Annotated in this window: 12 protein-coding genes; 5 read left to right on the top strand and 7 right to left on the bottom strand. The window is 53.5% G+C overall.

The annotated features are described in order from the left end of the window. Positions 1–22: 22 nt before the first annotated feature. Positions 23–2,263, bottom strand: coding sequence for a TonB-dependent receptor (locus ACFO3I_RS01570; protein WP_377331193.1), 2,241 nt, complete (start codon positions 2,261–2,263; stop codon positions 23–25). Between the two features lie 317 nt (positions 2,264–2,580). Beyond that, complete coding sequence (gene mtnK, locus ACFO3I_RS01565) at positions 2,581–3,765, bottom strand: S-methyl-5-thioribose kinase (protein WP_377331191.1); 1,185 nt, start codon at positions 3,763–3,765, stop codon at positions 2,581–2,583. Between the two features lie 92 nt (positions 3,766–3,857). Between mtnK and mtnA the strand changes: the two genes are divergently transcribed. After that, on the top strand, positions 3,858–4,886 hold the full coding sequence (mtnA, locus tag ACFO3I_RS01560; protein WP_377331189.1) for an S-methyl-5-thioribose-1-phosphate isomerase: 1,029 nt from the start codon (positions 3,858–3,860) through the stop codon (positions 4,884–4,886). A gap of 19 nt (positions 4,887–4,905) precedes the next feature. Here the strand turns inward: mtnA and ACFO3I_RS01555 are convergent, their stop codons facing one another. Continuing rightward, positions 4,906–5,733: a copper resistance protein NlpE N-terminal domain-containing protein gene (locus tag ACFO3I_RS01555; protein ID WP_377331187.1), complete on the bottom strand. Its 828-nt coding sequence runs from the start codon at positions 5,731–5,733 to the stop codon at positions 4,906–4,908. Between the two features lie 178 nt (positions 5,734–5,911). Here ACFO3I_RS01555 and ACFO3I_RS01550 point away from each other — a divergent pair, with 178 nt between their 5' ends. Further along, positions 5,912–8,995, top strand: a complete 3,084-nt coding sequence (locus ACFO3I_RS01550; protein WP_377331186.1) for an efflux RND transporter permease subunit — start codon at positions 5,912–5,914, stop codon at positions 8,993–8,995. Then, on the top strand, positions 8,985–10,061 hold the full coding sequence (locus ACFO3I_RS01545; RefSeq protein WP_377331184.1) for an efflux RND transporter periplasmic adaptor subunit: 1,077 nt from the start codon (positions 8,985–8,987) through the stop codon (positions 10,059–10,061). The genes ACFO3I_RS01550 and ACFO3I_RS01545 overlap by 11 nt, the downstream gene beginning before the upstream one ends. Here the strand turns inward: ACFO3I_RS01545 and ACFO3I_RS01540 are convergent. From ACFO3I_RS01540 to ygfZ, 3 genes are read right to left on the bottom strand one after another with little or no spacing between them, the layout of a single operon-like run. Further along, positions 10,058–10,525, bottom strand: coding sequence for a CreA family protein (locus ACFO3I_RS01540; RefSeq protein WP_377331182.1), 468 nt, complete (start codon positions 10,523–10,525; stop codon positions 10,058–10,060). The two genes, ACFO3I_RS01545 and ACFO3I_RS01540, sit on opposite strands and share 4 nt — an antisense overlap. 49 nt (positions 10,526–10,574) lie before the next feature. Further along, positions 10,575–11,060: an FKBP-type peptidyl-prolyl cis-trans isomerase gene (locus tag ACFO3I_RS01535; protein ID WP_377331180.1), complete on the bottom strand. Its 486-nt coding sequence runs from the start codon at positions 11,058–11,060 to the stop codon at positions 10,575–10,577. A gap of 10 nt (positions 11,061–11,070) precedes the next feature. Continuing rightward, positions 11,071–12,042 (bottom strand): tRNA-modifying protein YgfZ, encoded by a 972-nt coding sequence (ygfZ, locus tag ACFO3I_RS01530; RefSeq protein WP_377331179.1) that lies wholly within the window; start codon positions 12,040–12,042, stop codon positions 11,071–11,073. Between the two features lie 130 nt (positions 12,043–12,172). Here ygfZ and ACFO3I_RS01525 point away from each other — a divergent pair, with 130 nt between their 5' ends. Next, the gene (locus ACFO3I_RS01525) at positions 12,173–12,412 is read left to right on the top strand and encodes an FAD assembly factor SdhE (protein ID WP_377331177.1); all 240 of its coding nucleotides are present in this window, start codon (positions 12,173–12,175) and stop codon (positions 12,410–12,412) included. Beyond that, the gene (locus ACFO3I_RS01520) at positions 12,390–12,833 is read left to right on the top strand and encodes a protein YgfX (protein ID WP_377331175.1); all 444 of its coding nucleotides are present in this window, start codon (positions 12,390–12,392) and stop codon (positions 12,831–12,833) included. Before ACFO3I_RS01525 ends, ACFO3I_RS01520 begins: the two co-directional genes overlap by 23 nt. On the opposite strand, the gene nadB is transcribed toward ACFO3I_RS01520, so the two are convergent. After that, on the bottom strand, positions 12,816–14,420 hold the full coding sequence (nadB, locus tag ACFO3I_RS01515) for an L-aspartate oxidase (protein WP_377331173.1): 1,605 nt from the start codon (positions 14,418–14,420) through the stop codon (positions 12,816–12,818). The two genes, ACFO3I_RS01520 and nadB, sit on opposite strands and share 18 nt — an antisense overlap. Between the last annotated feature and the right edge of the window lie 137 nt (positions 14,421–14,557).

Below are 14,557 nucleotides of genomic sequence, written 5' to 3'. Positions count from 1 at the left end.
CCTTTTGTTTAGCCGTTACTCATTAATAAAAGCTTTTCTTAAACTCAATACCGTAAATGCGTGGTTCATTGACGAAACCAGTCAGGTTCGCGAAGTCGATTGCACCTTTCAGGTTGTCCTGGTTGGTAATGTTGCGACCAAACAGTGCCACTTCGTAGTCGAAATTGGTATTGAGGTAACCAATGCGCAGGCCTGCTTCGTAGTTACCATCTGTGTAGAACTCTTCGGATTCATACAGGAACAGATTGGTTTTGCCCTGATAAGCCACATCGGTGTAGACGTAGATTTCACCGCTTGGTACCGGAATATCATAACGGGCGTTCACTGTTGCAATGGTTTCTGGTGCTTGCGGGAAAGGATTACCGTCAATCAGCACTAAGTCATCAGAGGCTGGATCTGTTGGCGTACACATGTCTGAGCCACAAGGTGCTACCAGCAGGTCGGCATCTTTCAGTTCAGTCTTGTTGTAGCTGAAGCCACCACCAAGCACCAGGTTCTTGGTGACACGCCATTCCGCGTCCAGTTCAAAACCGTAACCCACGCCTTTGTCGGCGTTGATCAGCTGATTACCCTGAGTTTCACCACCAATGGCAGATAACTGAATATCGTCAATGGTGTAATAGAACAAGGCTCCGTTCAGACGTAATGAGTCGTCCAGTAAGTCGGACTTGGCACCCACTTCAAATGAGGTAATGGTTTCTGAGTCGGCAACCGAAGCCGGTTTTTCAAAGGCCACGTCACGGCCCTGAATTGACTGGGCGCGGAAACCTTCGGCGATACGTGCATAGACACTGGTTGTATCCGTCAGACGGTAGTTGGTCGCTAATTCCCAGCTGACCTGATCGTCATCTACATTGATTGGATCATAATCCTGGATAGAGGCAGCGCCAATTACTAAGGCAAAGCCGTCAACGTTCTGCTGACCCACCCAGAAATCTTTTTCATCGTAGGTGTAACGGATACCTGCGGTGACATCCCAGCGATCGTTCAGGTCATAAGTGGTTTGGCCAAACACAGCCCAGCTTTTGTTTTCATGGTACACAGAAGTGGCACCGAAAAAGCCGTCAATACTGGTGACGCCAAAGCTGGAGTCAAAGTAAAACGCCCCGACCTGCCAGTTCATTGGGCCGTCGGTGTCGCTGGCTAAGCGAATTTCCTGAGTAAATTGTTTCAGGTCATTTAACTGGTCTTCTGTCACGGCGGGGTCCACCACGCTTTGGCCTGGGCCTGCGGTATTGCCGCCATCGATATCACCGATACCGCCGCCATCCGCATTTTCCTGTGCGGTTACTGAGGTTAATGTCATGCCGTTAAAGGCGTATTCCAGCGTTAAAGAACCACCATTGTTCTCATACTTCTGGTAGTTGCCTTCACCACCATCGTAATACACAGTATCGCGGTCATAGTTTTCATTCAGCTCATTGCTGCCTTTGGTCAGCACGTTACGGCGGAAAATAGATGAAGTACCGTTCAGGTCGCGGCCATGCACGTTTAACAAGGCCTTGAAATCACCAGATTCGTACTGCAGTTGCAGACGGGCGGCTTTTTCTTCATGACCACCGGTGAAGTCTTTTTCGCCGGTAAAACCGTTGTCGATGTAGTCGTCACGGTTCTGGCTCATCACAGATAAACGTGCTGAGATTTCGTCGGTTAAACCGCCACTGGCTGCGCCTTCGAAATTCAGCGTGCCCAGGTTGCCTACGCCCAGTTTGGTATAAGCTTCGAAATCCTGAGTAGGACGGGCGGTGGTGAATTTCACCATGCCAGCCGTAGTGTTACGGCCAAACAGTGTGCCTTGTGGGCCACGGATCACTTCAGCCTGAGCGATGTCAAACAACGGGAAGCTTTTCAGGATCACGTTTTCCATCACTACGTCATCCATAATGACGGAAACCGGCTGAGAAGCGGCCAGATCAAAGTCGGTATTACCTAAACCACGAATGTAAAAACGTGGCGCGGCACGGCCATTGGACGATTCGGCATACAAACCAGGGATCTTATTCGCCAGCGCCTGAATGTCTTCGCCACCGGAAAACAAGGCGTCGAATTTTTCGCCACTTAAGGTTGCAATAGAAATAGGCACTTCCTGAGTGCTTTGCACCCGGCGTTGCGCCGTCACCATAATACGTTCCAGTTTCGCTTCTTCTTGTGCCTGGTCTTTGTCACTTTCCTGCGCGATCAGCGCGGGAGAAAGACCCATGGCAGCAGCAAACAGGCTGGCTTGAATACCCAGAGCCAGAACCGACTTTTTGCATGTTTTCATTAAGTTATACCTTAGTGTTGAGGCTTTAATAGCTGTTATGACGCGTCCTGCATTTTTGTGTGAAAAAGGCCCACCCAAACAAAACCTGGAGTGACCACAGGTTTTGTCGTTTCACGGCGCTACTATAGCATTTTGTCGCTCAAATTGCTGTTTTCGCCGCTGTTTTACCGGAATGTGACAATGGATCCGACCTTAAAGAAAGAATGAACAGCCGACAAATGAAAGATTTTGTGGTGTGAAACTTATCGAAGGATTGGACGGTTTTGCGGCGAGTTGAAGATAGAAAGACCAGCCAAAAATTGGCTGGTCCGGGTGAGTTAAATCAGGTCGAGCAGTTGTTCCAGGCCGAGGCTGGTGCGCTGCAGAATAAGCTGACGTCCCAGCGTTAGCGCCGCAGTTTCGGCGTTGGCTTTTTGCGCCGGGTCGGCAATTTTTTCCAGGTCCGCCACATGGGCCAGGCCAACAGTACGGCGGATCAGCTCGCAACCTGCATAACCCAGGCTGTCTTGCCAGACTTGCTGTAAAAAACGCTGCTGGTACAGGCTGTTTTGAAAACTCGTGTCGGCAGTTTCCTGTTGCATCAGTTGGCTGAATTCCGCGGCAAAGCCTTGCCAGAACTGCTGAATTTGATCTTTCAAATAAGTCTGGCGACTTTGTGCTGTGGCAGGGTCTTTAGTCAGGCCGGTTTGCGCCAGCGTGCAGAGCAGCAGGTTGCCGATAAAACTGCCACAGTCAAAGCCTATAGGACCAAAAAAGCCGAATTCGGCATCGATGACTTTGGTGCTGTCGGCGTTGACGAAAATACTGCCGCTGTGCATATCGCCATGCAGTAATGCCTGAGGTTTGCTAAGAAAGTCGGCTTTCAGCTGCGCCACTTCAGCCTGTAATTCGGTGTCGAGCCAGAGCTTTTGTGCTTCAGGCAAAATGGTCGGGTTTATGTTATTGCGTTCGTGGTTGCTGTACGGGTCGGTGAAGAACAAGTCTTCGGTGATCAGACAAAGCTCGGGATTGCTAAACTGCTGCTGGCGGGCCTTTTTTACCGGCCCAGTCATCACAAAATCACTGGTATGAAACAACACTTGCGCCAGGTAATGGGCAATATGCTGCGCCAGTAATGGAAAACTTTTACCCTGAATTAATGCAGTGCGGGCAATTTCGTACTGATGTAAATCTTCCATCAGAATTGCAGCAAGGTCCTGATCAAAATGATAAACCTCGACCACGTGATCAGGGCAGATTTTGCCATGCTGTTGCAGCACCTGAGCTTCAATGCGGGCACGGTCCAGTGTCAATGGCCAGGACTCGCCGACACAACGGGCATAAGGCAGCGCCTGCTTGACGATCAGGCTGGAGCTTCGGTTGTTTTTCACCCGAAAGACCAGGTTCAGATTGCCGTCACCAAACTCCTCGGCTTTCAGTTGGCTGTGATCACCAAATAAATCACTGTGCAGATCAGCAAAACGCGCTGCCTGCTTTGGGCTGAAGGGCTTGTAGTCCGACATCAGGGCTCCGTTTCTTGTGTTCAGCAAAAGAGGGTCGCATAATCGCAAACCCTCATTTTCAGTGCAATGCCTTTCTCAGCAGGAGTTGTTCTATGTTAGATCTGCAGGCGACCAGTCTGAAAGTTATTCAAAATCAGTTATATGTGTTGGATCAGACGGCGCTGCCGCAACAGGAGATCTGGGTTCATTGTCAGTCGGTGCCACAGATGGTCAGCATGATCCAACAGTTGCAGCTACGTGGCGCTCCGGCCATCGGAATTGGAGCTTGTCTGTTACTGGCCGTGCTGGCTGAAGCAGGCGCTGCACAGCAGCAACTGCAGCAGGCGGCCATCACGCTGCGGGCGGCCCGGCCAACCGCCGTCAATCTGATGAACAATATTGACGTGATGCTGACCGCATTGGCACAGCCGGATTACCAAAGTGCCTGCATTGCCGCCGCAAGCCAACTTTTTGCCGAAGACGTTGCCTTGTGCCAACGCATGGCGGAACTGGGCGCTGAGCTGGTGCAAAGCGGCGACCGCATTTTAACCCATTGCAATACCGGCGGCCTGGCCACCGTAGGTCTGGGCACTGCCTTTGGTGTAATTCATCAGGCGCATCGGCAGGGCAAAGCGATTCAGGTCTGGGTGGACGAAACTCGGCCTTTGCTGCAGGGCGGCCGCTTAACGGCCTGGGAGCTGGGCCAACAACAAATCCCCTACCAGCTGATTTGCGACAATATGGCGGCCATGCTGATGGCGCAGGGGCTGGTGGATAAAATTTTTGTTGGTTCAGACCGCATCGCCGCCAATGGCGATTTTGCTAACAAAATTGGCACCTACAGTCTGGCGGTGCTGGCTCATTACCATCAGGTGCCTTTTTATGTGGTGGCGCCTTATACCACGGTGGATTTGAACTGCCCGGATGGTGCGGCCATTCCTATTGAACAACGCAACGCGTCAGAGGTAAAAGGTGTATCTGGTGCTTTTGGCCAGGTCAGTTGGGCACCAGAGGCGGCTGAGGTCTACAACCCAGCCTTTGATGTGACGCCGGCTAAGCTGGTGACGGGATGGGTGCTGGATACCGGTGTGTTCAATCAGCAGCAGATTGCTGCTGGAGCCTTACAACGTCAGCCCGGCTAACGCCGGGCTTAGGCTGGATTCAGGTGGATGAATCCAGCGCCGTAAACTTCAGCAATGCCGCAGTGCGGGCTTTGTAAAACGCCAGTTCGTTATCTTTCACCGTAAAATTATCAACGCCTTGTAACAGCTGCAGGAACTGGCTTTCTTGTTCCGCGGTCAGGCAGGCTTTTTCGGTGGTGGCCATAGGTTTGAAGCTCAGGTGCAAACCTTCAGTTTCATAACCACCGGTAAACTGGTTACAACCCGCAAAACCACTAATGCGGCCGTCGGTACCAAATTCGATGTAAGGTGCCTTTGACGGCTCAGTATCCAGCGGGTTACCCAGCATCTCCTGCAATTGCCAGCGCACGCCGGTCAGACTGGGAGCTGAATCATCCGAGCTGCTGGCGAGCATCTGCAATTCTGCACTTTGTTTGCTGAGCAGGTAGTGACCTGCCAGGTCGCCTGTGATGGGTTTACCTGTCATATCCAATTGCAGCAATTGGTTTTCCCGTACCTGATACTGACTGGGTCCGTCCTGTTCGGCGAGCAGGCGGATGTTGTGGCCTTGATGGTCCCATTCAAACTGACCTGTGCTTTGAAACAGTTCGTCACTTTTACCCAGATAAACCCGGCTCAGTTGATAGGTCTGGTCGGGGTGCAGCTCCAGTGTGGTGCGAATACCTTCACAATCGGCACAGGGCAGTACGCCCAGGTAACTGCCGGCCCAATCCAGCGCATTCTCACTGTTGTCGCCTGTGGCTAAGGCGGGCGGGGCTGCGCCAGCCGTTTGACCTGAACTGGTTGCCTGGTCACAGGCCGTCAGGGTCAGCATGAATGCAATCACAAGGCTTAACTGAAATTTCATGGCTCATCTCCTTATGTTGATGGCGTCCTTTTCTACTCTAAGCGGCCTGGCTGTACCTTACCTGAACCAAAAATTTTCGCCGGTCTGGCCCTGTATTCACACCCGCTAATCCCAGCCGAATGGCACAGACCAGTGTAGCCGTTAGACTGACTTGCAGATTGAAATTGGAGCGTTTTTTATGGATTTGACCCGGCTCAGTGTGAAAAGCCCGGCTGCAGTCGTTGTGGTCAGCCTGATCATGTTGGTGTTTGGCGCGCTTGCCGTGCTGAAGCTGCCCATTCAGTTGTTGCCTTCTATTGAACAGCCACAAATTTTTATCCAGAACGGCTGGCGCGCTGCCGCACCAGAGGAAATGGAATCCACCATTATTGAGCCGCAGGAATCGGCACTGCGCAGCGTACCAGGCGTGATTGAAAGCAGCAGCTTTATTGGCGCCGGTTTTGGCTTTATTACTCTGACCTTTGACGTTGGGCAGGACATGCAGCAGGCCATGCTGAATGTAATTAACGCGCTGAATCAGGCGCCACCACGGCCACGTGAAGCGGCCGAGCCTGTGGTGACTATTAACAGCGGCGCTGGACCGGTCGCCAGCCTGCTGATCCGCAAACTGGATGAGCAGGCCGATGGTGACTTTACCGCGCTGCAGCCACTGATTGATGATGTGATTTACCCCAGGCTCAAAGCCATTTCCGGGGTGTCGCAGGTGGACCTGGCCAGCCGTCGAGCCAAAGAACTGCACATTGTGTTCGACCCCTACCGGCTGGCGGCACTGGGTCTGACGGTTGACCAGCTAAGCAGCCGGATCAGCAGAGCCAGCAATGTGTCGGGTGGTTTTGCTGAAGTGGGGCGGCGGGAATACACAGTGCGTTTTGTCGGCCAGTACGACCCGTCGCAATACCAGCAAATGGTGGTGACTTACCAAAACGACCGGCCTGTTTATTTGCACGAAGTGGCCGAAGTCAGCGTGGATTACGCCGAACAGGGCGGCTTTACCAAACGTAATGGCTTTCCGGCTTTTTATGTCACGCTGCAGCGCAGTGCCGACTCCAATACGGTGGCTGTGCTGGATGAACTGAACAAAGTGATCGCCTCGCTGAACCAGCATGAACTGCAGGCGGCGGGTATTGAAATTGTGCTCAGCTTTGACGCCTCAGTGCATATCAAACGCGCCATCGAACTGGTCAATGGCAATTTGCTGCTGGGTATTGCGATGTCGTTGGCTATTTTGTACCTGTTCTTACGCGGCTGGCAGGCGACGCTGCTTATTGGCCTGACTATTCCTGTGTCCCTGATGACCTCCATCGTGATTCTTGAACTGTGTGGCCGCACCCTGAACGTGGTGTCGCTGGCCGGTCTGGCGTTTGCGGTCGGTATGGTGCTGGACGCCGCCATTATTGTGCAGGAAACCATAGTTCGTTTGTCGCAGCAGGGGCTGCCGTTGTTGCAGGCAGTGAAAAAAGGCTGTCGTGAAGTCAGTGCCGCGTTATGGGCGTCGACGGCCACCACAGTGGCCATTTTTCTGCCAGTGCTCTTTATGCAAGGGGTGGCCGGCCAGCTGTTTTACGACCTGGCGTTGACCTTGGCCGTTGCGGTGACGGCCTCGTTATTTGTTGCTTTAACTGTGTTGCCGGTGGCGTCTTTATACTGGTTAAAGCCAAAAGCGGCGGCAGCTGAGCAGCTTCAGTTCTGGCAAGTATTAGCAAAACGGCTGATGCAGCTGACCGGCAATCGACGCAAAGCTTTGGCCTGGAGTCTGGCGCTGGTGCCCGGCGCTGCTTTGCTGGTGGCGCTGTTGTTACCCAAAGCTGACTTTTTACCACAAGCGTCTATTGATACTGTGTTTTCCGGTTTCTCGTTGCCGCCCGGCGCCAATATGCAGGTGCTGGAGCAAGAAGTGGGCGACCTGCTGGTGGAGCGGTTACGGCCTTATTATCAGGACAAAAAATACCCGTCGATTAAAGGCTATAACCTGTCGATTAACCGCGGTTTTAATGTGCTCTTTGTCTATGTAGACGACCCGGACAGCATTGACGACATGATCAAACTGCTGCGGGAAGAAATTCTGGTTGGTTTGCCGGATACCAGAGCCTTCAGTGTGCAGGGGTCGTTATTTAACTTTGGTTTTGGCAGTGGCCGTGAACTGAACCTGGATTTCCAGGGGCCGGATGTGCCAGTGCTGATGGAGCAGGCGGCCGCAGTGATGCCGAAAGTGGAAGCCTTGCTGCAAGGCGCCACAGTGCGACCTGTACCGGACCTGGCGCTGGCGCAGCCAGAGCTGAGGTTATCACCTGATGAAGACCGTATAGCGCAAAGTGGCATTGACCGGTTTACCGTCGCCAATATGGTGCGGGCTGTGACGGACGGTATCTACATTGGCGAATATTTTGACGGCAATGAGCGGATGGACATTATCCTCAAAGGCCAAGGCTGGGATACGCCAGAGCAACTGTCGGCGACGCCTTTGTACACGCCTGCTGCCGGCAGCCAGACTTTAAGTCAGCTCAGTCAGTTGAGTTACACCACAGGTCCAACGTCCTTGCAGCGTATCAATGGCTTGCGGTCAATCAGCCTGCAAATTACCCCCCCGGCTACCATGCCATTGGATGAGGCCATGCAGTTGCTACAGCAAGAACTATTAAACCCGCTGCGGGCAGAATTACCGGCTGGAGTGTCCGTTCAGTTTCGCGGTAACTCCGACCGGTTAGCTGGTGCTATGCAGGAGATGGGCACCAACTTTATCGTAGCGATTTTTATTCTGTTCTTATTAATGGCAGCACTGTTCCGTAGCGCCAAAGACAGCGCCTTGGTGGTGCTGACGATGCCGATGGCGGTGGCTGGTGGTGTGCTGGCGCTGCGCCTGCTGAACCTGGTCAGCTTCCAGTCGCTGGATTTACTGACCATGATTGGTTTTGTGATTTTATTGGGGCTGGTGGTGAACAATGCCATCTTGCTGGTCGACCAATGCCGTCAATCAGAGCAGGGCGGTGCCAGCATTGATGAGGCTTTGTATCAGGCGGTATTGACCCGGGCCCGGCCTATTTTTATGAGCACCCTGACCAGTATTTTCGGCATGCTGCCTTTAGTGCTGGTGCCTGGGGTAGGGTCTGAAATTTATCGTGGACTGGCAGCTGTGATTGTCGGTGGCATGGTGTTTAGTATGTGTTTTAGTCTGGTGCTGATCCCGGCACTGCTCAGGCTCACCAGTGGCCTGCAGCTGACAGGGTGGTCGGCTGCAAAACAGGAGGTTTCTCATGCGGGTTAAGTTAGCGGTAGTGCTGGGATTGTGGGGGGCGACTCTAGGCAGCCCAACGCTTTGGGCGCAGCAAGGGCCGGAAAAAGTGGTCAGTGTGGCATTGGTGGAGCAGCAGGTGGTGGTGCCGCAGACCACGGTGTCAGCACAGGTGCAAAGCCGCTACCAGGCCGATGTCACCAGCGGCGTTGAGGGACGCTTGTTGTGGCTGGCCGAACCCGGCACTGTGGTAAAACAGGATGAAGTGATAGCCCGGCTGGACAGCACGCCTTTGCAATTGCGTGGTGATGAAATGCAGGCCCGCATCAGCCGCGCGGAAATTCAGTGGCAACGGTTGCAAAAAGACGCACAGCGATTACTGGCGCTGAGTAAAAACAACAGTGTGGCGCTGACGCAGCTGGACCAGGTGGCCGCCGAACGCGACAGTGCTGCGGCCGAGCTCAGGTTATTGCAGGCGCAGATGGCGCAGTTACAGGACCAAATTGACCGCAGTACAGTGAAAGCGCCTTTTGCCGGTGTGGTGGCGCAGCGTTTTCATCAATATGGCGAAGACATCAGCCGGACGGACGCCCTGGTGCGGCTGGTCAATGTGCGTGACCTCGAAGTGGTGGTGTTTGCGCCACTGAAATATGCCGGCTTTATGCAAAGCCAGCAGCAGCTGCAGGTGTTTCATAGTGCTGGCCAGGCGCAGCTGGAAGTCCGTACTGTGATCCCGGTGTCCGACAGCCGTTCTCAGACCTTCGAAGCCCGGTTGAAAGTACCAGCGGAGTTGCTGGATCATTTTCAGGTCGGGCAACTGGTGTCTGTTGCTGTGCCCACAGCATTGGCGCGGCAGCAGCTGCTGGTGCCCCGTGATGCGCTGGTGGTGAAAAGTGAAGGCCAGTTTGTATTTGTGGTAGGCGCCGATCAAACGGCACGGCAAGAACAGGTGCAACTGGGTCAGGGCGTTGGCAAATTGATTGCGGTGGATGCAGCCATCAAAGCTGGTGAGCAGGTGGTGATTCGGGGTGGTGACACCCTGACCTCAGGCGACAAAGTCAGGGTGCTGAGCGCACAAGAGTTTCAGGTGAAAACCTAGGGGGCTTTCACTGGCGCCTGCCAGGCGTCGGTGCCCCAGAGCGGCACTGTACTGAGCGCGTGTTTGTAACTGCCGGTACTTTCTTTGGTGCTGTACGACAGATACATCAGGGTCTGGTTGTTGGCATCAAAAATACGTCGAATTTTCAGGTGCTTAAACAGAATGCTTTTGGATGTGCTGAAAATCACCTCGCCGTTTTTGGAGCGGTCAATGCCACTGATCATTGGCGCCGTGATAGGCCCGGTCTGACGGCAGGCGATCGACATATCAGACGGGTCTGCCAGGTCCAGGTTGGCTTCCACATGGCTGATATGGCAGGTGACGCCACTGATTTTAGGGTCAGTAAAACTCTGGACCTTAATATCCTTGGTGGTAAAAAGCCCGAGGCTGACGTCACCCACTTCCTGCCTGGAGCAGGCGCTCGCCAGCAGTGCCAAGGTAGCTACTGCAATCACTCGTCCCATGTTTTCCTCCTTAAAAAGCAAAACGGAGCCAGCGGCTCCGTTTTTTGTCTTAGTGGCCAGAGTGGCCGTCCATACCATGGGCATGGCCATGGGCCAATTCATCTGGTGTGGCATCACGAACCAACACAATTTCAACCGCGAAGGTTAAATCCATGCCTGACAATGGGTGATTGCCGTCAACCACCACTTCGTCGTCAGTCACATCCAGCACAATCACAGATTGCTCACGACCGTCCGGGCCTGCTGCACGAAAACGCATACCAACCTGTACATCCATGCCGTTAAACATTTCACGAGGCACGGCTTGAGTCAGCTCGTCGTGGCGTTCGCCGTAGGCTTCAGCGGCTGGCACTTCAACATGGAATTTGTCGCCAACCTGTTTGCCCAATAAGGCGTTTTCCAGGCCTTGAATCAGAGAACCTGTGCCGTGAATAAATACCAGTGGTTCGCCGCCGGCTGAACTGTCCAGCTCAGTGCCATTTTTGTCGGCCACTGTGTAATGAATAGCAACTACTTTGTGCGCTGCAATGCTCATAAAAACCTCGTTAAGTCAGTGAATAGGGCAAAGGCACTGTCTGCAGTGCCGATGCATCCGGAGTCGCTAATCGCAGCGGATCAGCAGGGTCGAGATCGTTTGGTAACACCGCCAACACCCAAAGTTGCCCCTGAATATTCACCGCATTAATTACCTGGCCTACCCGCCGCCAGTTGTCAGACCATTGTACTTCAATATCGGTGCCGCTGGCCGGAGTTTCTGAACTCGGGCCCGACAGGATAAAAGCTGCTCTTTTGTTTTTGCCCAGATACTTCATCCGGGCCACAGTTTCCTGGCCTATGTAGCAGCCTTTGGTAAAGCTGATCGCATCCAGGCTTTGTAAATTCAGCATTTGTGGTACGTATTCGCTGATCACCGCCTGCTCCAGGTAAGGCAAACCCGCCTGAATATGCCGGGCCAGCCAGACCGTCGGTGCTGTCCAGGTGACATCGTTGCGCGTCGCCAGTGCCTGAGCTGCCGCCACCGGTAACACTATTAAATAATGCTCCGCTGCCAGCGCCAGAACTTTACCGCCTTGCCAGCTTGTGCTTTGGCCCAGGGTGGGCGTTGGTGCGCCCAGCTGGTTTAATAATTCAGCTGCACCAGCACCGCTGACCCCAAGGGTCGCCAGGCTGTCATGCGCCAGCTCAAAACTGATTTTGGAAAACACACCAAACTTTTTCAGCTGCAGCATCGAGGCCTGCAGTTCATCCCGAAAGGCGGTGTACCACAGCTCTTCGCCCTGTTGGCTTAGATGAAACACAGCCCACATTTTGCCTTTGGCGTCGCAATGGGCGCCGCGCAGAAAGTTGTCGGCGGTCAACTGATTCAGATCACAGGTGGTTTGCCCTTGCAGAAACTTTTGCTGGTCAGGGCCACTGATCCGCAGTGTTTCAAAGGCAGGTAAAGGGCTCAGGCTGGCTCCTGAATTTTGGGTCGACAAGGCCGCCAGTTGTTCGGCGCTGATCCAGCTTGCTTGCATTGGGGTCACTTCAGTTCAATGATTCTTTGGCGATCATTGGGCGAAATCGGCAAAAGCTCAACCCCTGAAGGGGTTTTTTGTTAGAATCCGCCAGTTTTCAGGTGAATCGGATGATGAAATGGCAGAGTTAATGAGTAAGGCCCGATTACGCTGGGCTTGTCGTCGCGGCATGCTGGAGCTGGACGTGCTGTTGGCCCCTTTTGTTGAACAGGGCTATGACGGTTTGTCAGAGCAGCAAAAGGCGGAGTTTGAGCAGCTACTGGCCTGTGATGACCCTGACCTGTTTGCCTGGTTTATGGGACACGCCAAATCCAACCGGCCTGAATTGCAGGCGCTGGTGGACCTGATTGTACAGCGAGTTCGAGTATAACTTAGCCATCAAGCCTTCGGGCTACCGGCGCTGGCTGTGCTGCGGTCAGTTGGCGCTGGTGTTACTGCTGTTTGCCGTACACCCTGTGTATGGCTGGTGGTGGTTACTGCTGTGGCCTGCGTTGTTTTTCAGTTTTTATCAGCTGCTACAGCATTGGCGCCAGCCGGTGGTGGCTGACCAATGCTGGCTTAGCGCAGCGGGCGAACTGCGTTTTGCCGATGACGTGCTGCCTGCCGGGCAAATTCTGCCAAGCAGTTTAATCAGCCAGTTTGGCGTCTTGCTGCGTTGGCAAAACCAGCAGCAACAGACGCACCTGCTTTGGTTTTATGCAGATAATTTCAGTGACGCTGACTTTCGAGCCTTGTGCCGTGTTTGCCAGACGGTGCAGTGGCAACAGCGGGGTTCAGAGCCAAGGCTTTAGTACTGTGGGTTCTGGCGCGTCCAGCAATGCTGGATGGTCCAGGTTGTAATGCAGGCCACGACTTTCTTTGCGGGCCATAGCACTGCGGATAATCAGCTCCGCGACCATCGTCAGATTACGCAGTTCCAGCAAGTTGTGGCTGACACGGAAATTGCGGTAGTAATCCTGAATTTCCTGTTGCAGCAGTTCCACCCGGTGCAAAGCTCGCTCCAGCCTTTTGTCGGTGCGCACTATGCCAACGTAGTCCCACATAAACATCCGCAGTTCATGCCAGTTATGGGTGATTACTATTTCTTCATCTGAATCAGTCACCCGGCTGTCATCCCACACCGGTAACTCGGGTGGCTCGCTGGCACCGGCCAATTCAGCTTTAATTTCCCGGGCAGCGGCCTGCGCAAATACCACGCATTCGAGCAGCGAATTACTGGCCATCCGGTTAGCGCCGTGCAAGCCGGTATATGCCACTTCACCAATCGCAAACAGGTTAGGAATATCGGTCTGGCCTTTAAGATTGGTCATCACACCACCGCAGGTGTAATGGGCGGCAGGCACCACAGGAATAGGTTGCTTGGTGATATCGATGCCAACACTCAGGCATTTGGCGTAAATGGTCGGGAAATGCTCAATAATAAAGTCTTTCGGCTTGTGGCTGATATCCAGGTAGACACAATGAGCTCCCAGCTTTTTCATTTCAAAGTCGATGGCTCGGGCTACGATATCCCGGGGAGCCAGCTCAGCGCGTTCATCAAAATCCGGCATAAAGCGGCTGCCATCCGGCCGTTTTAAATAAGCGCCTTCACCGCGCATGGCTTCGGTGATCAGAAAGTTTTGTGCATCCGGGTGGTACAGGCTGGTGGGGTGGAACTGATTAAATTCCATATTGGCCACCCGGCAACCGGCACGCCAGGCCATGGCAATACCATCGCCACTGGCCACATCCGGATTGGAGGTGTACAGGTACACTTTGCTGGCGCCGCCAGTGGCCAGTGCAATAAATTTAGCGCCTATCACTTCCACCTGTTCAGATTGCAGGTTCCAGACATAAGCTCCGTGGCATTTTTCGGTGTGACCACCCAGCTTACGGGCGGTGATCAGGTCGACCGCGTTGTAGTTTTCCAGCAGCCGGATATTCGGGTGGTTTTTCACCTGATCGACCAAGGTGATCTGCACAGCGCGGCCAGTGGCGTCGGCGGCGTGCAAAATGCGGCGGTGGCTATGGCCGCCTTCACGGGTCAGGTGGTACTTCAGCACCCCATCTTCATCGCGGTACTGGTCAAAGGGCACGCCTTGATCAATCAGCCATTGCATCGCTGTTTTGGCATTTTCTGCAGTGAACTGCACCGCGGCTTTTTCGCAAAGTCCTGCACCGGCTACCAGAGTGTCGTCGACATGAGAAGCAATGCTGTCGTTTTCATCAAAAACAGCGGCGATTCCGCCTTGGGCGTACAAGGTTGACCCTTCACGCAATGCGCCTTTACTGAGGACTATTACCTGAGCTGAATCAGCCAGCTGCAATGCCAGTGACAAACCAGCGGCACCACTGCCAATGATTAACACGTCACAAAGATGTTTTTTTTGTTCAGGCATCAGATACACTAACTCCGGAAAACGCAGTGAACTGTCAGAAACTTGGGTCTTTATACACTTCTCAACGCCGGCACGCCGGGTGAATTGTCGCAATTGTAACTTTTTTTTGCAGAGTTACAGAACTATTTACCGGAAGG

The organism is Rheinheimera marina (assembly GCF_042654345.1).
In the GTDB taxonomy this organism is placed as follows: domain Bacteria; phylum Pseudomonadota; class Gammaproteobacteria; order Enterobacterales; family Alteromonadaceae; genus Pararheinheimera; species Pararheinheimera marina.
This window is presented reverse-complemented; position numbering and strand designations above follow the sequence as displayed.